We start from the raw sequence: 18,201 nt of genomic DNA on the forward strand, positions 1-18,201 counted from the left end.
TTCTTTTAAGAGGACAGATAAAGAATATGTCAGATACAAAAAACAAGTGGCATGCCATCGCGCTCGTCGCAGGCATTCTGCTTATCGCCGTGAACCTGCGCGTTCCCTTTACCAGCATCGCGCCCGTTTTGCCGCTGATCCAGAATGATTTTGGCTTGAGCGCCTCAGCTCTAGGCCTGCTTACTTCACTGCCATTACTTGCCTTTGCAGCCTTCTCCCCGCTCAGCGCATCGGTCGCCCGCAGGTTCGGCATCGAGCGCACGCTTTTCGGTGCACTGTTGGTCATTTCAGCGGGCATCCTGCTCCGCTCCGCAGGCAGCGCGTGGGCGTTGTACGCCGGTACGATATTGATAGGCACTGGGATCGCCCTGGGCAACGTGCTGCTGCCCGGCCTGATCAAACGCGACTTCTCGACAAAAATGGCGTCCATGACCGGCGCTTATTCCATCACGATGGGTGCAGCGGGCGCTGTCGGTTCAGCCGTAATAATTCCGCTGACCCAATCATGGGGATGGCCGATTGCCCTGAGTTTGTTGGTCGCAGCCCCGTTGTTGGCGCTGGTGGTGTGGCTGCCGCAGTTGAAAAAACACGAACACGTAAATCTGTCAGGTCCGAAACAAGCGCCAACCGTGGCCGTATGGCGTTCGCCGCTGGCATGGCAGGTCACACTGTTCATGGGGCTGAACGCGATGCCTTTTTATGTCGCCGTCGGCTGGCTGCCGACCATTCTGATGGACCATGGCATATCCCCGGAGCAAGCAGGCACGGTACACGGCACGCTTCAACTGACCACGGCAATTCCCGGCTTGATTCTGGCGGCCACGCTTCGCCGTCTCAAAGACCAGAAACTGGCAGCCGCTACCGTCAGCCTGTTAACCGCCTCATCCCTGATCGGGCTCATTTACGCGCCAGACTACGCCATGTTGTGGGCCGTGGTCCTGGGCTTCGGCTCTGGTGCCAGCATGATGCTCGGCCTGACCTTCATCGGCTTGCGCACAAAAAATGTCGGTGACACGGCGGCACTTTCAGGAATGGCGCAGTGCGTCGGCTACCTGATGGCAGCCGCAGGCCCATTGCTACTGGGCCAACTGCACGACTGGACCGGTGGCTGGACAGCACCGCTGCTGATCACAGCCGCAATCTCCGTAGCCGGCGCATTCACCGGCATGCTGGCCGGGCGCAACGTTCAACTTGAATCTGCTGAATCATCGTCGCGAACAAGCCCAGCAATCCAGTCAGCGAATGCGCTCACAGCTGGCGATAAAAAGCGCTGATGCGGGTATAGCAGGTGCACAGGAACCGATGCGGGCTGCCAGCCAGCAAGCACTTCGACCAGTCGCCCTTCTCGCAGATGCTCGCTGACCACATTCTCAGCGAGCTGCACCAGCCCGAAGCCTTCAAGGCACATTTTGATGTAAAGCCCAGTCTCGTTGACGGCCGCTGTGCCGTTCACCGGGACTGAGATTTTTTCGGTACCACGGGCAAAGCGCATTTCACCTGCTTGCCTTGCGCGGCCCGAGAAGTAATGGATGGCCCGGTGGTGAGACAAATCTTGCGGATTTTGCGGAGTGCCGTTCTCTTCGAGATAGGCGGCAGACGCACAGGTTACCCAGCGAAACCGACCGAGTGGGCGCGCAACGAGCGTTGAGTCATCGAGCTCGCCTGTACGAATAACGCAATCGACACCCTCTTGAACCAGATCAACCTGCCGATCGTTGACGCCTATCATCAGGTAGATATCCGGGTAGCGCCTGTAGAAGTCTTGCAGGTTTGGCATGACGATGAAGTGTGCAATGCCACCCGGCATATCGACACGCAAACGCCCCTGTGGCCGTTTTACGGAATCCGTCAGGCTGGTCTCTGTGTGTTCGATCAGCTCCAATATTTCCCGGCATTGCGCCAGATATTGTGCGCCCTCAGAGGTCAGGTTGACCCGACGCGTTGTTCTGTTCAGCAGGCGCACCTGCAAGTACTTCTCAAGATTTTTGACGCTGCTGGTAACTGTCGAGGCCGGCAGAGAGAGCGTCTGCGCCGCCTGGATAAAGCTTCCTGCTTCAGCCACACGTACGAAAACCTGCATCGCTTGAATACGGTCCATGACTGTTAGCAGCCTCAAAGCAGTGATCGGGTAAAGTCGTTATTATTCGTAGATATTGAATAATAAAAACAGTTTAACCATCTTTTTCCCGCAGTATCGCATTGCGTACATTGCTTCCAACGAAATTTGAAGAGGTGTACAGAAAATGGCTGAATATAACCGCAGCATTGTGCAGGCCCCGGCCGCTCCGGCCGCCCGCACCCTTATCCGCGGCGCCACTGTGCTGAGCATGGACGGTGATATCGGCAATCTGGCGCGCGGCGATATCCTTATCGAAGACAGCACCATCACGGCCATAGGTGAAAACATCGAGGCCGGCGACGCTATGGTTATCGAGGCATCCGGCATGATTGCCATGCCCGGCATGGTCGATACGCATCGTCACTCCTGGGAGGGCCAACTGCGTCGAATCAATCCGAATGCCGAAACCCTGGAAGACTACTGCAACGCAACGCACTTCTCGTTCGCCAAATACTATCGCCCGGCTGACATGTATATCGGCAATCTACTGACTGCATTGGGGTGCATCGATGCGGGCATCACGACCGTGGTCGATAACTCGCACAACAGCCGCACCGGCGCGCACTCCGACGCCGCGGTCGAGGCGCTGCTCGATGCTGGTATCCGGTCTGTACACGCCTCCGGTGCGCCAGTTTCCGGTGAGTGGGACAAAGCCCACTGGCCCGGCAACCTGGAGCGTCTCCAGGAAAAATACGTCAATAACGGTGACAACCCGCTGCTCTCGCTGGCGGTGATGGCACAGCTTGAACCTGAGCTGTGGGCTGAGGCCAGGCGTCTGGGGCTGCCGATCATCACCGAATTTTTTGGCGGGGACATGGCAGCTGAGTTGGAGGGTTTGCATCGCGAGGGCCTGCTGCGTCCCGATAACATCTTCAACCACTGCACCTCGCTGCCGGACGCCGGCTGGAAAATCCTTAGCGAGGCTGGCGTGCGGGTCAACGTATGCCCGCGTTCAGATGCCCACTACGGCATTGAAGATGGAATGTTCGCCATGCAGTCGGCCCAGCGCCACTGCATCAGCCCGGGGCTGAGTGTCGATAACGAAACCTCCTACAGCGGTGACATGTTCATGGAGATGCGGGTGGCGTTCTACCTGCAACGCGTCATGGGCATGCACCAGCAGCGCTGCTGCGGTGCAGAACATCATCCGGTGACCCTGCCTGCTCATGGCCTGCTCAAAGCCGCCACTCTCGACGGCGCTACCTGCGCCGGATTGCAGGACAATGTCGGCAGCCTGGCCCCCGGCAAACAGGCTGACCTGATCCTTATAAACACGCAGGACATCAACCTTTACCCGTCAGGCAACGCATTCGGCACCGTGGTACACGCGGCCGAACGCAGCAATGTCGACACAGTCATGATTGGCGGGCGCATCGTCAAGCGCGGCGGCAAGGTGCTGGGCGTGGACAGCGCAAGGCTGCGTGCAGCAATCGACGAGTCCCGTGAGCATCTGTTTGCTGCCGCAGGCTACCAGCCGGACATTTTTGCCGAGACATTCATGCCGCTTGAGTCAGCCAAGTAAGGAGACGCGAGATGAACGCAGCCTACTACCTGCTGGCCATCTCCGCAGGGCTTGGCATAACCCTGCAGACCACGCTGAATGGTCAACTCGCTAAAGGTGTGGGTGGAGATTCCGTAGCGGCGGCGCTGTTCTCATTTACTGCCGGTGCGGTATGCCTGGGCTTCTTTTCATTGATGCGCGGCGGGATAGTGGCCTCACTGGCGGCTATACCTGCCCAGCCCTGGTGGAGCCTGTTGGGCGGTCTGCTGGGTGCCGGTGCCTTGCTTAGTTATGTGGTGCTTGCGCCAAAAATCGGTCTGTCAGCCCTTCTGGGCCTCGCTATAGCAGGGCAGATTATCTCGTCACTGGTTATCGATCATTTCGGATTGATGGGGGCATCGGAAAGGCCGGTGTCTCTCGTCAAGTTGGCCGGGTCGATGGTGATGCTAGCAGGCTTGGCTATCGCCCTGTTCGGTGACAGGTGGTCAGCGCTTTTCTCCAACTGACAGTCTTGTTTGCCCCATCCTGTTTCGTAGGACGCAACCATGTTTAAAACCCTAATCGGCACCACCAGTCTTCTTGGCGAGTGCCCTATCTGGTGTGAAAGAACCGAACGCCTGTTCTGGACCGACATCCCCGGCTGCGAGTTGCGTGCTCTGGACCCCGAAAGCGGCGAAGTGCAGCGTTGGTCCCTGCCAGAGCCGCTAGGGTCATTTGCCCTCACGTCAGACGAAGACATATTGCTGATGGGACTGGCATCCTGCCTGGGCTACTACAACCTGAGCACTGGTCGTTTCAGCAAAATCACAGCCACCCCTGGCGTGGCAGGAACCCGGATCAATGATGGCCGCTGCGACCGTATGGGAAACTTCGTATTCAGCACTATGGACACCGGCGTGCCGGTGCAAACCATAGGCAGATTTCACCAGCTCAATGCCGCGACGCTCGAGACAGAAACGCTGGACCTTCCCGATGTGGCGATCCCGAACAGCATCTGTTTTAGCCCGGACGGTTCCACCATGTATTACGCGGACTCCCTGCAAGGATGCATTTTCTGCTGCGATTACCCGTCGCTAGAAAACCAGCGTGTATTCACTACAGTCAACGGTCAGGGTGCTCCAGACGGTTCTTGTATTGATGCGCAGGGCTTTCTCTGGAATGCGGAATGGGGCGGTAGCAGAGTCGTGCGTTATGCGACTGACGGCAAAGTTGACAGCGTGATCGACTCCCCGTGTATTCAGACAACTTGCCCGGTGTTAGCGGGAGCTGGTTATGAAACGCTTTACTGCACCAGCGCACGGATAGGGCTAGATAAGCCGGCAGATTTCGATGGCACGCTGATAAAAGCCGAAGCCGTTGCAACTGCCGGATTCCCTGAAGAGCGATTTACAGGACGACTGCACTGAATAGTGGGTTCTAGCCTGTCGCGCCGTTCTGAATGCCAACTTGGTAGACGCGCATGAATGACCGGTTCTGGCCGATTGTGTTGAAAAAGTCGGTTTTCCCAAAGCACTCGAATATTGATGGATGAAAAACATCTGTTGCCCGCTGCTACGTAAAATCCGAGTACTGAACCGCCTGCCAAAAATTCAGATTTCAATCTCAGGCGCGTACTTTTCTGGCTTGGAATTCGAAGCCGACTTTCTCAACAGATTCGGCCAAAAGCAGCCGTTCAGCAAACGCAGACATTGGCTAGAGTGGAGCACGTTCTAGTTGCGGGGGCGACATGGGTGCTCCAACACCGATGCAGCGGCAAGCACACCAGGTAGTACATGAGCCAACACGCGTAGGTGCTGGAATGCAAGTAGCAGGCACCAGATGCCAGCTTTCAACCCATAGTTGGTACTGGATGTCCAAGTAGCGAAGGCTCTCATGGCCGTACCATTCAGGTGGCGGCGTGTCGTCGAGGTTGATGATCGTTACTTGTGTGACGATCTGCTATTCCACTCGGCAGGGATCGCAATATGCAAGCCGACTCTTTCGCCAGCGGTTGTGGCGATACCGAATGCGCCAGACCATGAGTCGACGATGAAACTGCTGGGATGACACACCGATGGAGCGCGTATTTCGCAGCTTGAAAACAGAATGGATACCGACCGTGGGCTATCGAACTGCGCAGGAAGCACAGCGCGATATCAGTCATTTTTTGATGCATCGGTACAACTGGATTCGGCCTCATCAATTCAACGATGGGTTGGCACCAGCGCGGCCCGAGGAAAAATTTCACGTCGTGTCGGGGATTAGTTGACCACTACAGTTAAGGCAGTAGCTCGCCGCCACATTGCGAGGCGGCAGAGTCTCATGGGAAATCGGATGCCGGCATGGGCCATCAGTGAGATGGCTTTCCATCCTTTGAGAGCAGTTCTTTTGCCATCTCCATTGCCTGCTCACGTGAAGCAGCGAGAAGCAAAGGGTAGCCCCAGAACTTGGCAAAAACGATCGCGAATGCCCTGAAACCAAGACGTTTTGCAGAGTTGGGCTCGATCATGATCATAGCCAGAACTAACCTTCGCAATTCGACCTTGTGCTTTTTCATCCAAAGCGCGGTGCGTTTCTTTTCTTCCGGCGAGTGCTCGTGGTCTTCGGCAGGTACGGTATCGGTCAAAATTACGAAGGACTCCCCGCGCTGCAGATTGGCCTCGAATTCGGCGAAGTCCTTTTGGTGATCGTGTCCGGGTTCTTGCGTAAGGCTCATCCAGACATAAGGGAAGTCAGAACTATTCACCGACATGGCCGTTTCCTCTGCTTTTGATGCTACGCCAGGTGGCCGCAATGGCAAACACGCCGGGCAACGTAATGAAGAACGCTGCAGAAAAGGCAATGTGCCAACCGTCGCGCAGCCCGTCAGTGATTCCCCCGAGGGTATTCAGGGCGACAAGCAGGCTGCCCAGAACCAGGGTAACCCACTGAGCCTTACGGGTTCCTCTCAGAGCGATAAGCACCGTTACGAACCAAGAGCCATAGAATGCTGAAAACATCCACAGTACATCGGGCTCAAACGTAATCGCCGGTATCGCTCCGGGTGCTCTCGCAAAGTCGTTTACGTAGAAAAATAACTGGAAAGTGACAAAAAGTACGGCACCCGCGGCGGTGGTCAGCCAGAACAAGGCGACTCTGTTTGCGTTGTTCACGACCAGCGCTTCGCTGGAGTGCAGGGTAGTCTGAAGAGACATAGGAGCGTTCTCGATAATTAATGGGCTGTTCTAGGTGTGGGGGCTTTTAACGGGTGAAGCGTCCGCCTGCGGGTCATCAATACTTATAATCCATCGTCACCATCAAGTTACGGGGGGCGCCATAACCTACGGTGTCGAAATCGCCCTTCTGCAACGCATACTTCTTGTCGAGCACGTTATTGACGTTGACTGCCGCGGTGATCTGCTTCGTGACGGCGTAGCGCCCCAACACGGATACCAGCGCATAAGAGCCTTGTTCCCCGCCCAACGAACTGGTGCCGGTGTTGGGCGCCTCGTAGAAGCGGCTTTGCCATTTAACGCCTCCGCCCAGCGTCAATCTGTTCCACTCTCCCGGCAACTGGTAGGTGCTGAAAAGCTGGGCAGTGGTGCGCGGTATTTGCGAATTCAAGCGGACGCCATCGCCATCTTGTGCCGTGAAATGGGCGATGCCTGAATAGATGTTCCAGCCACGCGCCAGCTCGCCCTGCAAGTCCAGCTCGATACCCCGCGACTTCGTCCCATCCGAACCCATATAGGCTTGGGCACCACTTGGCGTATAGGTTCCTGCGACCATCTGTGCAGCGTTGTCCAGCTCGGTATGGAACAAGGCTACCGACGCATTCAGACGCCCATCCAAGTAAGCGCCTTTAAGGCCGAGTTCCTTGGTTTTTCCCTTTGTCGGCGTGAGCACGTTGCCCTTGCTGTCTCGATAGTCGGTTTGCGGATTGAATATGCCCGTGTAGCTCACGTAGGCCGAATAGGTCTTATCGATGTCGTAGATCAAACCAGCATACGGGGTGAATTCACTGCTCTTCTTGTAGTGCAACGACGAGGCGCCGACCGCGTCGTCGATTTCGTAGTTGCTGAAGCGGCCGCCGACAATCAGTTTCAGAGGCTCGGACAGCGAGAACCGGGCTGCGCTATAAACACCGCTCTGTTTGATCAGGGTGCGAGTCGGTATCGAAGCCATGACATCGAAGTTGGGACGGGGAAAGGCCGGGCTCAGTTGATAGACATTGACCGGCGTGAAGCCTGCATAGAACGGAGCGATAGCTTCCTGGCTGGAGGTGCGGCGCGAACTCGTCGCCCCCAACACCAAGTCATGCTGGCGGCCGAGCAGTTCGAAGGGGCCGCTCGCCATCACGTCGAAGGTGTTTTGACGGCTGCTACCTTCGGACGCCAGTGCCACCGGAAGAGCCCCGTTGGGAAAAGAGCCCAGTCCCGTGGCGCGATCGGGGCGGCCGACCAGGCCGAGCAGTTCGGCATCGAATTCCGTGCGGTATTGATTAGCGACGGCCCGGAGATTCCAGCCGTTGTCAAAGCGGTGCTCGACCCCGGCAAACGCGGTCTTAAGGGTGTTGTCCCAATGGCTCCATTTCTGCGCGTAGTTCTTGGAGCGTGAATACTCGGCCTGCGTGCCGTCGCTGAACCATAGCGGTAAACCTCCCCAGGTGGAGCCCTTCGGCGTGCTGTCCTGGTAGTCATAGCCCAGATTCACCGTCGTGTCTGGTGTCAGATCTGCCTCGATGATGCCGTAGAACGCCCTCCTCTGCGGTTTGTAGCCATCAATGTACGAGTTTCCTTCCTGGGACGTCCCGACCATGCGGGCGCGGATACGGCCATCCTCGGTCAACGGAGTCGATACGTCGGCCATTTCCCGGTGGGTATCCCAGCTCCCTGCACCGAGCGAGGCGGACGCCGAGAAGTCGCGGGTCGGTCGTTTTCGCACCAGGTTGACGGCGGCCGAGGGATTGCCGGTGCCGGTCAGCAAGCCAGAGGCGCCGCGCACGACCTCGACACGATCGTAGAACGCGGTATCTAGGGAGCTGATCCCGCTCCCGCTGACGATGTCGCCGACGACGGTGGGTATGCCATCGTACTGAACGTTGTTGATCAAGAAACCACGCGAATAGAAACTCGTCCGTTCGCTGTCGGATTGGTACGACGAGACGCCCGTGGTGTTATCCAGCACGCTCTGCACCGAGTTCAGTTGCTGGTCGTCCATGCGTTGACGGGTGATCACCGTCACCGACTGCGGTGTTTCTCGTAACGAAAGTGGCAGGTGCGTCGCCACCGATGTCTGACCCGTAGTGTAGGAACCAGTACCTTCGGTGGTCGCCGTATCCATAGGCCCCGTTACGGTGATGGCCGGCAAGGCTATCTCCTCTTGAGGCGTTCCACCGGCCTTGGTCTGAATCTGCCCTGGCTCGGCCGCGAATGCGCCCTGCGCACTAATGAGAACTGCCGCAGCGACTGCCGAGCCCAGCACGGTGAGGGGCGCGCTCCTGGCTGCGCCCTTGTACGGCCCATCCAAATGAGAATAGAAGGCGGGCTCTGCGTGTATATCAATTGGCCGACGAGATTTCCCAGTAGTTGTGAGGGTGGTCATCAACAATACTCATTTGCATTTAGGTGGCGTATTTAACAATAGAGCTGGATGAGTATGCATGGCTAAATCAAGCCAGATTGTTATTCAATTAGGCCAATTTCAACTGCTTGATACCTTTGGCTGTATTGCGAAATAAATTGACCTTTTTACGCAATGTAGAAGTGTGTCCAGGCGGATAGGCTGCGCTTCATCGTGGTCTGCCATGCCTCAATCCAGCTTGCTTGGCGGGCCGATTCCCCATTTCTTTCCGAGGAAATTCCCCCTATGCACTCACTTTGCTTTGGTGGGTCGGCCCCGCACCGCCGGTCACGCGCCACCCCAATCTCCATTGTCATCGGGAGGAACGCATGAGCACCGATGTTATCTCCCGTGCCAAACCCATCGTCGTAAGCGTTGTTGCGCTCGTCATGGTCTTGGGCATGCTATATGCCTGGCGCACCACCCGCGCCGGTGGCGCGGAACATTACGCTATGCCGCCGATGCCCGTCTCGACGATCCGCGCCGAACCTCGCGGCGTGGCCGAGGAGTTGCAGGCCGTCGGCAATTTGCAAGCCGTTCGCGAAGTGCTGCTGGCCCCCGACACGTCGGGCCGCGTGACAGCCATTCATTTCGACGCCGGCCAGTCCGTGAAGGAAGGGACGGTGCTGGTTCAGCTCTACGACGCTCCCGAGCAAGCGGATCGTGCCGCTGCTGCAGCCAAGGCCGATTTTGCCCAGGCGCAATTACGTCGCTCGCAGGAACTTGCCCCTACCGGCGCCGAGCCACGCGAATTGCTCGAACAACGTAAGGCGCAAGCCGCCCAGGACGTTGCGGCGGTGCGGCAACTGGACGCGCGCATCCAGCAGAAGGCCATCCGTGCGCCGTTCTCCGGCCAGCTCGGCATCCGGCGCATCAATCCCGGCCAGTACCTCAATGCCGGCGATGTGATCGCCACGCTGACCCAGCTTGACCCGCTCTACGTAAACTTCACGCTGCCCCAGCAGGACTTGCCCAAGCTGACGCCGGGCGCACTGGTGCATGTGACGGTAGATGCAGCACCAGGTCAGGTATTCAACGCCAAGATCAGCACCATCGAACCACGCATCGACGGCGAAACCCGCAATGTGGCCGTGCAGGCACTGTTGTCCAATGCCGACAGGCTGCTTAAGTCCGGCATGTACGCCACGGCGCGGCTGGCGTTGCCCGCGACCACCGACGCCATCGTGTTGCCGCTGACGGCGATCCAGACTTCGGCCTCCGGTGACAGTGTGGTGCTCGTGCGGGATGTCGACTCGCAGGGCATCGGCAAGGCGGTCGCCGTGCCGGTCGTCACTGGTCGCCGGCTCGGCGAGGAAGTCCTCGTGACCCAGGGCGTCAAGCCTGGCGACATCGTAGTGATGGCTGGTCAGAATCGACTGCCGCCCGGTGCGACGGTGAAGATCAATACGCCCGCGCCCGCGCCTGCCGCCGCAGCGCCGCCCGCCACCCCGGCGGTCGCCTCCGCCGCCAGCGCACGATAGAGGACGGCACCATGCATTTCACCGACATATTCATCCGCCGGCCCATTCTCGCGCTGGTCGTCAGCCTGTTGATCCTGCTGATGGGCGCCACCGCCTTGTTCCTGCTGCCCGTGCGGCAGTACCCCTATCTTGAAAACGCCACCATCACGGTCAGCACCACGCTTCCGGGGGCGACCCAGGACGTGATGCAGGGCTTCGTCACCAACCCGATCGCGCAGTCCATTGCCACGGCCAGCGGCATCGAATATCTCAGTTCGACCACCACGCAGGGCAAGAGCGAGATTAAGGCGCGGCTGGTACTCAACGCCAACGCCGATCGCGCGATGACCGAGATCCTCGCCAAGGTGCAGCAGGTCAAGTACCAGTTGCCGGCCGGCGTCACCGATCCGGTCATCGCCAAGTCCACCGAGGGCGGCACCGCCGTGCAATACGTCGCCTTCTATAGCAAGACCCTGTCGATCCCACAGGTAACGGATTTCGCATCCCGGGTAGCGCAGCCGTTATTCACGAGCATTCCCGGCGTGGCCTCGGCCGACGTCTTTGGCGGTCAGGCGCTGGCCATGCGCGTCTGGATCGATCCGGTACGGTTGGCCGCACATGGACTGTCGGCCGGCGAGATTTCGGCCGCACTGCGCGCCAACAACGTGCAGGCTGCGCCAGGCCAACTCAAGAGCGCGCTGACGGTCACCAACATCAGCGCCTCCACCGACCTGCGCAGCGTCGAGGACTTCCGCCAGATGGTCATCAAGTCCAGCCCCGGGGGCGGCGTAGTGCGGCTGTCGGATGTCGCCACGATGGAAGTCGGTGGCCAGAACTACAACAATCTCTCGTTCGCTACCGGCGTCCCCGCGATCTTCGTTGCACTCCAGCCGACGCCCGATGGCAATCCTCTGGAGATCGTCAAGCAGGCCAACGAACTGCTGCCCAAGATCCGTGCGATGGCGCCGCCGGGACTGACGGTGGCACCCAACTACGACGTGGCACGCTTCGTCAACGCCTCCATCGAGGAAGTGAAACACACGCTGATCGAAGCCATCGTGATCGTGATCGTGGTGATCTTCCTGTTCCTCGGCACCTTCCGCGCCGTCATCATCCCGGTTGTGACCATTCCGCTGTCGCTGGTCGGCACGGCGGCACTGATGCTCGCCTGCGGCTTCTCGATCAACCTGTTGACGCTGCTGGCGATGGTGCTGGCGATCGGGCTGGTGGTGGACGATGCCATCGTCGTGGTGGAGAACATCCATCGCCACATCGAGGAAGGACTGACACCGGTGCGTGCGGCACTGCTCGGCGCACGCGAAATCGTCGGCCCGGTGATCGCCATGACTATCACGCTGGCGGCGGTTTATGCGCCGATCGGCATGATGGGCGGGCTGACCGGAACGCTGTTCAAGGAGTTCGCGTTCACGCTGGCCGGTTCTGTGATCGTCTCGGGGATCGTTGCGCTGACGCTCTCGCCGCTGATGAGCTCGATGCTGCTCAGTTCCAAGCAAAGCGAGGGGCGGCTGGCGAAGCGCGTCGAACACACCATGGAAGGTCTGACCGCATTCTATGGACGCCTGCTGGCCCGCACGCTTGCCGCTCGCGGTGCCGTGCTGCTGGTTGGCGCGGCCGTGCTGGCTGCCATCGTGGTGCTGTTCACCGGCATCCGCCACGAACTGGCGCCGACCGAGGATCAGGGCGCCGTCATCGTCGTCACCAAGGCGCCGCAGTATGCCGGCGTGGGCTATACCGCCCACTATGCACAGCAGATCGAAAAGCTGTTCGAGTCGATTCCGGAGTTCGACAGCAGCTTCATGAATATCGGCGACTATGCCGGCGGCCAGAACATGATGATCGGCGGTGCAATCCTCAAGGACTGGTCGGAACGCAAGCGATCGGCCACCGAAATCCAAGGCCAGATCCAGGCCGCCGGCGGCGCCATTGACGGCGAGACGCTGACCGCCGTGCAGTTGCCCCCGCTACCGGGTTCCAGCGGCGGCCTGCCGGTGCAGATGGTGCTGCGCTCGCCGGACGACTTCAAGACGCTTTACGAGACTGGCGAGAAGATCAAGTTCGCCGCCTATGCCAGCGGCCTGTTCCTCTACGTGCAGAACGACCTGTCCTACGACAGTCCGCAGGCGCACATCAGCATCGACAATGCGAAGGCAAGCGAAATGGGCGTGACCATGCAGTCCATCGCCGACACCCTGGCCGTGCTGGTCGGTGAGAACTACGTCAACCGCTTCAATTTCCACGACCGCTCCTACGACGTGATCCCGCAGGTGCGCGGCGGCGAACGCATGACACCGGAAGACCTCGGGCGCTTCTACGTCAAGGCGACCTCCGGCGCACTGGTACCGCTATCAACCGTGACCCGCGTCGAAATGCGTTCGCAGGCCAACCAGCTTACCCAATTCGGCCAGATGAACTCGACCACGCTGGAAATGCTGCCGGCCCCGGGCGTGACCATGGGTGACGCCGTGGCGTTCCTGCAATCGCAACCCTTGCCGCCCGGCACCAGCGTGGACTGGCTCAGCGACAGCCGCCAGTTCGTGCAGGAAGGCAACCGCCTGCTGGTTTCGTTCTGCTTCGCGCTGGTGGTCATCTTCCTGGTACTGGCGGCGCAGTTCGAGAGCCTGCGCGACCCGCTGGTGATCCTGGTGACGGTGCCGCTGGCGATTTGTGGCGCATTGGTGCCGCTATGGCTGGGCTACGCGACGCTCAACATCTACACCCAGATCGGACTGGTTACGCTGATCGGCCTTATCTCGAAGCACGGTATCTTGATGGTCACCTTCGCCAACCACATCCAGCATCACGAAAACTTGAGCCGCATCAAGGCCATCGAGAAGGCCGCGGCGGTGCGTATGCGCCCCGTGCTGATGACCACCGCGGCGATGGTCGCCGGCCTGGTGCCACTGCTGTTCGCAAATGGCGCGGGTTCGGCCAGCCGCTTCTCCATCGGCATTGTGGTGGTGATGGGCATGCTGGTCGGCACCTTCTTCACGCTATTCGTGCTGCCCACCATATACAGCTTCCTCGCCGAGGATCACCGGGCGGCAGCGGAAAGTCCCCGCGCCCGCGAACTTGCCACTGCGGAGGCCCCCGATGTCTGACTCTAAAGCGATTGCTGCCATGACGACTGCTTCGCATCCAGCCATGTTTTTCCCTCGGCGCGCTGCCTTAATGGCCATTGCCATTGCGTTGATAACCGCAGGTTGCGCCAGCGGCCCCGACTATCGTGCTCCGGCCACGCCGGAAACCGCGGCAGGCCCCTTCGTCAGCAAACCCGCCGATACGGAGTCCACCGTGTCACTGCCGGCGGACTGGTGGAAGCTGTATGACGATCCGGCACTCGACAATCTGGTGCAGGAAGCCCTGTCGGCCAATACCAACCTGCGCGTGACGCTGGCCAAACTCGACCGCGCACGGGCCATCTACAAGGAAGCGCGCGGTGGCCTGTTCCCCTCAACCAACGTGTCGGCGGGCGCAGGCTATGGCCGCGACCAGTCCACGTGGACGGGTACCGGCCAGGCGCCCACACAATGGAGCTACAGCGGTGGCCTCGACGTCTCTTACGAACTCGACCTGTTCGGCCGGGTCTGGCGCGACATCGAGGCCGCACGCGACGACACCGATGCCGTCGCCGCAGCCCATGATGCCGCCAAGGTCGTCGTCGTCGCCGAGACGACACGTGCCTATGTGGACGCCTGCACCTATGGCGAATCCATCGGGGTCGCACACTCATCCATTGACCTGGCTCAGCGCAGCCTGGATCTGGTCAGCCGCCAGGAACACTCCGGCTCGGCGTCGCATCTGGATGTGGAACGGGCCGGTGTCACGCTGGCCCAGGCCCGGGCCGCCTTGCCGCCGTTACAGGGTCAGCGGGATGCCGCGTTGTTCGAACTGGCCGCGCTGGTGGGCCGCACGCCGTCGCAAATACCCGAGTCGGCGCGCAACTGCACCCAGACACCTGAGATCGCGGGGGCGCTGCCGATCGGTGATGGCACCGCGCTGCTGCGCCGCCGCCCGGACTTGCGCCAGGCCGAGCGCCAACTGGCCGCCGATACCGCCCGCATCGGCGTGGCCGTTGCCGACCTCTATCCGCGCGTCACGCTGGGCGCCTCCGGCAACTACCTGCGCAACGACTACCTAAAAGGCAATCGTACCTGGTCGTTCTCCTTCGGGCCGCTGATCTCCTGGAGCTTTCCCAACACGATGGTCGCTCGTAGCCGCATCGCACAGGCAAAGGCGCAAAACGCGGCATCGCTGGCCAGCTTCGACGGCGCCGTACTGAATGCCTTGAAGGAGTCAGAACAAGCGTTGAGTGCATACGGCGCTGCGATGCAGCAGCGCGAGGCACTGATCGAAGCGCGCGACCGGGCCGAAAAATCCTTCCAGTTGGCAGACCAGCGTTACCACGCCGGGTCTATCAGTTACCTCGACGTGATCGTCGCGCAGACCAGTCTGATCGACACCAAGTCGCAGGTAGCCGTTGCTGACCAGCGCGTAGGTTCCGCGCGGGTCAGCGTCTTCAAGGCGCTTGGCGGCGGATGGGAACAGGTTACTGCGCAGTAACTCTTACGGACATGGATCGCGGTGACGGCCCTAACATCGCGCCCACGTCCGAGACCAACGATTAGCCGCCCCGCTCCGCATTGTCACACTGCAATCTCATATCTGGCATAGCGAAGGAATACAGAGATGGAACCGCACGATGGGCCACCCCGGATCATTGACCTGATTACATCATTCGGTAGCAAGAACCTGACGTCAGGCAAACACATGATGAAGCACACCGCAGCAGCCAATCCAGAGACCGGAACGCCGACATCGTCTCAGGAACAACGGTTGCTGGCGAGCCGACTGCGACCGACGATCGCTCGTACCAGAATTTTGAACGCGCTGGAAAAGGCGACCCCGAACTGTCTAGATGCCAACCAGATGTCTCGTATCCTCAGTTCGCAATTCAACAACTTCGCGCCGGGATCGATCTACCGAACGCTGAATGATCTATGGACTGCTGAGTTGCTGGTTCGCACGGACGGCATACGTGGGGGCGCGTTCTATGCAATCAAACCGAAGGCGCTAAACGACCAGCACGACACACTGCGATGTCATTGTGGTGCGCGGCTGGTTTTCATTGAAGACCTGGCGTTGCATGAACACCTGCAGTCGCTGGCGTCCGAGGAGGGCTTCGCTCTCGACGAGGAGTCAGTCTTCACCATCACCACGACGTGTGCGAAATGTCGGCAATTCTGCAAGGAAGGGCAGCAGACGATGCAGGGCGGTCGGAAGTCCCAGGCTAAAAAGGCCTGACCCAATCAGGGTGAGATTTCATCTGGGAGCATAATGCTGGGGACGGAATCAATCTCCGCGCCGCTCATGCGATCCGAGAGATATCGTGCCGGAGGCTTGCCCACTGCCTTGCGGAACATGGTGATGAACCCGCTGGCATTTTCGTACCCTAGCTCCAATGCAACCGTTTGCACGCTTTCACCCTTGGTCAAATGTTGAAGCGCAAGGATCACATGCAACTGCCGGCGCCAGCGCCCGAAGCTCATTCCAATTTCGTGCAGCAGAAGACGGCTCATGCTTCGCTCGCTCATGCCAATACGAGTAGCCCAATCGGCCTTCGAGGTTTTGTCCTTGGGATCGGCAAGCATCATTTCCGCGAGGCGACGTAATCGGGAGTCGCGCGGCATGGGCAGATGCAGATCTTCCACTGGCGCCGCCACTAACTCATCGAGCAAGGCGGCAATCAGCCGATCTTCCCGTCCCCCCAGCACGTACAATTCAGGAAAGCCTGCCACCTTCAGTAGCAACTCGCGTAGCAATGGTGATACCGAAATCGTGCAGCAGACTTTCGGAAGATCCGGTGCGGCGTCTGGCTCGACGAACAGGCAGTAGCATTCCGTCTCACCCGTCCCCCGCGCCGCGTGCGGCAAGTCTCCCGGTATCCATATGGCGCACTGCGGCGGCACGATCCAGACGCCGTCTTCAATTTCGCAATTGAGGATGCCGCGTAGAGAGTAGATCAGCTGCGCCTTGCGGTGCTGATGCCTTGCATTTTCCCAGTCCTTTGTTACTGATGTGGCACTCAAGGCCACGACGGGGCGCGAGACGCTGTCGACGTCCCAAGGCACAATTAGATCGGTGATTGCAATGTTAGACATGTTGTCTCGTAGTGCCTCGGACGGAAAATGAGGCTTTGGCCTAATCGAAAAATACTATGACCAATTTGCTCAATGACGTCTAGCCATTCCGAGGCCTGGATTAGGTCCAGCGGCAGGAAGGGTCTGTTAAAGGTGCTTTAACGAGTGACTGCTTCTGGCCGGTTAACCCACTAATGCGGAATCAACTTGTCAATCTCGCTCACCCGCTGCGTCGGCAAATGCCTCGCTTTCTTGCCGCGGCATCTTGCCCCCTATAGTTTTTTCAACATCTTCAATTATCACCCGCCGCTGGTTGCCTTCTCCAGCGTGGGTAAAAAGGACAGCGTTCGCAACGCTGATGCTACCGGTGAGTTTGTCTACAACTTGGCGACCCGACCGCTCGCTGAACGGGTCAACCTGAGCAGTACAGAGCAAATCGGTGTTGATGAGTTTGCGTTGCCAGAGTTGACGCCGGTCCCTTCGCTTGAAGTCGCAGCACCGCGCGTCATGGAGAGCCCAGTTGCGCTGGAATGTAAAGTCACCCAGGTTCAACAGCTGGTCGGCCTGGATGGTGCTCCTCTGGATACCTGGATGGTCTTTGGTGAAGTGATTGTGGCGCACATCGATCATGCAAGTCTTCGTGACGGCATCTACGATACCAGCCGAGCACAACATATCTTGCGAGGCGGTGGTCCGGCCGATTACTTCCAGGTTCTACCCGAAGGACTGTTTCACATGACACGGCCCAAGTAGTCACTGGCGAGCCCGCCCCCTTGTCGTCACGCAACGCCCACTAATCACTTTTTCATGCGCCTTCACAGCGGGTTAAAGCCCATGGTCTGACAGCCCACCATCACTCGACAAAACACCTGCGTATTGTCGGGTGATAGACGCGCGCCCTATAGATTCAAAGTCTCGGGCTATGCTGATCGATGAGTTCGCGCAGGACTTCCTTGAGCGCTTCGATCTTCTTTGCCTCGAAAGGAGCAAGAATCTCACGCTCGTGTTTTTCGGCCAGGACAACCAAACCGGACACCAAACGTCGCCCTGAACGAGTGAGTCGCACCAGGGTATAGCGACGATCATCAAGGCTGATGGAACGCTCTACATACTTTTGCGCTTCAAGACGCGTTAACAGCCGAGTGACCGTCGGCTGCTTGCTCACGGTGGTCTGAGCCAGCGAAGAAATAGTCATTGCACCGTCACGGGCCAACGTAGACAGCACTCGCCACTCCAACACGGAAAGCCCGTGCTGCTCAACAACGGCATGAAACTGGGTGGATACCAAGTACCAGGCCTGCCCCAAGAGTGCGGGCAAATAATTGTCTACAAACGCCTTCGTCTTCGCCATGCCAATCGCCGCCTCGTCCTCTTTCTCAACCG

At 59.1% G+C, this 18,201-nt stretch carries 15 protein-coding genes and 1 pseudogene; 10 read left to right on the forward strand and 6 right to left on the reverse strand.

Annotated elements, in window-relative coordinates:
* Positions 1-26 precede the first annotated feature (26 nt).
* A complete protein-coding gene (locus CQ002_RS08210; protein ID WP_105162216.1) occupies positions 27-1,274 on the forward strand; it encodes an MFS transporter in 1,248 nt (415 codons plus the stop codon).
* On the opposite strand, the gene CQ002_RS08215 is transcribed toward CQ002_RS08210, so the two are convergent.
* On the reverse strand, positions 1,187-2,098 hold the full coding sequence (locus CQ002_RS08215) for a LysR family transcriptional regulator (protein ID WP_105162215.1): 912 nt from the start codon (positions 2,096-2,098) through the stop codon (positions 1,187-1,189). The two genes, CQ002_RS08210 and CQ002_RS08215, sit on opposite strands and share 88 nt — an antisense overlap.
* Positions 2,099-2,243: 145 nt before the next feature.
* Here CQ002_RS08215 and CQ002_RS08220 point away from each other — a divergent pair, with 145 nt between their 5' ends.
* The 4 genes and pseudogenes from CQ002_RS08220 to CQ002_RS08240 form a co-directional block, all read left to right on the forward strand.
* Positions 2,244-3,641, forward strand: coding sequence for an amidohydrolase family protein (locus CQ002_RS08220; RefSeq protein WP_105162214.1), 1,398 nt, complete (start codon positions 2,244-2,246; stop codon positions 3,639-3,641).
* 11 nt (positions 3,642-3,652) lie between these two features.
* A complete protein-coding gene (locus CQ002_RS08225) occupies positions 3,653-4,126 on the forward strand; it encodes a DMT family transporter (RefSeq protein WP_105162213.1) in 474 nt (157 codons plus the stop codon).
* A gap of 39 nt (positions 4,127-4,165) precedes the next feature.
* On the forward strand, positions 4,166-5,026 hold the full coding sequence (locus CQ002_RS08230; protein WP_105162212.1) for an SMP-30/gluconolactonase/LRE family protein: 861 nt from the start codon (positions 4,166-4,168) through the stop codon (positions 5,024-5,026).
* 527 nt (positions 5,027-5,553) lie between these two features.
* Positions 5,554-5,868: pseudogene (locus tag CQ002_RS08240) on the forward strand (integrase core domain-containing protein); the annotation flags it as partial.
* An 81-nt stretch (positions 5,869-5,949) separates the two neighbouring features.
* On the opposite strand, the gene CQ002_RS08245 reads toward CQ002_RS08240, so the two are convergent.
* The 3 genes from CQ002_RS08245 to CQ002_RS08255 form a co-directional block, all read right to left on the reverse strand.
* Entirely contained in the window at positions 5,950-6,351 is a 402-nt protein-coding gene (locus tag CQ002_RS08245) for a hypothetical protein (protein ID WP_105162211.1), read from the reverse strand.
* The gene (locus CQ002_RS08250; protein ID WP_105162210.1) at positions 6,338-6,793 is read right to left on the reverse strand and encodes a hypothetical protein; all 456 of its coding nucleotides are present in this window, start codon (positions 6,791-6,793) and stop codon (positions 6,338-6,340) included. Before CQ002_RS08250 ends, CQ002_RS08245 begins: the two co-directional genes overlap by 14 nt.
* A gap of 76 nt (positions 6,794-6,869) precedes the next feature.
* Positions 6,870-9,182 (reverse strand): TonB-dependent siderophore receptor, encoded by a 2,313-nt coding sequence (locus CQ002_RS08255; protein ID WP_105162209.1) that lies wholly within the window; start codon positions 9,180-9,182, stop codon positions 6,870-6,872.
* A 347-nt stretch (positions 9,183-9,529) separates the two neighbouring features.
* On the opposite strand from CQ002_RS08255, the gene CQ002_RS08260 reads away from it, so the two are divergent.
* The 4 genes from CQ002_RS08260 to CQ002_RS08275 all read left to right on the forward strand — a co-directional run bounded on the left by CQ002_RS08260 (position 9,530) and on the right by CQ002_RS08275 (position 15,982).
* Positions 9,530-10,681, forward strand: a complete 1,152-nt coding sequence (locus CQ002_RS08260) for an efflux RND transporter periplasmic adaptor subunit (protein ID WP_105162208.1) — start codon at positions 9,530-9,532, stop codon at positions 10,679-10,681.
* A gap of 11 nt (positions 10,682-10,692) precedes the next feature.
* The gene (locus CQ002_RS08265; RefSeq protein WP_105162207.1) at positions 10,693-13,779 is read left to right on the forward strand and encodes an efflux RND transporter permease subunit; all 3,087 of its coding nucleotides are present in this window, start codon (positions 10,693-10,695) and stop codon (positions 13,777-13,779) included.
* Positions 13,772-15,241 carry an efflux transporter outer membrane subunit gene (locus CQ002_RS08270; RefSeq protein ID WP_234010436.1) on the forward strand — a complete coding sequence of 490 codons (1,470 nt, stop codon included), beginning with the start codon at positions 13,772-13,774 and terminating at the stop codon, positions 15,239-15,241. The genes CQ002_RS08265 and CQ002_RS08270 overlap by 8 nt, the downstream gene beginning before the upstream one ends.
* A gap of 126 nt (positions 15,242-15,367) precedes the next feature.
* Complete coding sequence (locus CQ002_RS08275) at positions 15,368-15,982, forward strand: Fur family transcriptional regulator (RefSeq protein WP_105162205.1); 615 nt, start codon at positions 15,368-15,370, stop codon at positions 15,980-15,982.
* A 5-nt stretch (positions 15,983-15,987) separates the two neighbouring features.
* On the opposite strand, the gene CQ002_RS08280 is transcribed toward CQ002_RS08275, so the two are convergent.
* Positions 15,988-16,839, reverse strand: coding sequence for a helix-turn-helix transcriptional regulator (locus tag CQ002_RS08280; RefSeq protein ID WP_105162204.1), 852 nt, complete (start codon positions 16,837-16,839; stop codon positions 15,988-15,990).
* Between the two features lie 186 nt (positions 16,840-17,025).
* Here CQ002_RS08280 and CQ002_RS08285 point away from each other — a divergent pair, with 186 nt between their 5' ends.
* Positions 17,026-17,571 carry a flavin reductase family protein gene (locus CQ002_RS08285; protein ID WP_234010435.1) on the forward strand — a complete coding sequence of 182 codons (546 nt, stop codon included), beginning with the start codon at positions 17,026-17,028 and terminating at the stop codon, positions 17,569-17,571.
* A 154-nt stretch (positions 17,572-17,725) separates the two neighbouring features.
* Here CQ002_RS08285 and CQ002_RS08290 read toward each other — a convergent pair whose 3' ends face one another.
* Complete coding sequence (locus tag CQ002_RS08290; RefSeq protein WP_105163130.1) at positions 17,726-18,169, reverse strand: MarR family winged helix-turn-helix transcriptional regulator; 444 nt, start codon at positions 18,167-18,169, stop codon at positions 17,726-17,728.
* Between the last annotated feature and the right edge of the window lie 32 nt (positions 18,170-18,201).

The organism is Pseudomonas sp. MYb13 (genome assembly GCF_002980075.1).
Classification (GTDB): Bacteria; Pseudomonadota; Gammaproteobacteria; order Pseudomonadales; family Pseudomonadaceae; genus Aquipseudomonas; species Aquipseudomonas lurida.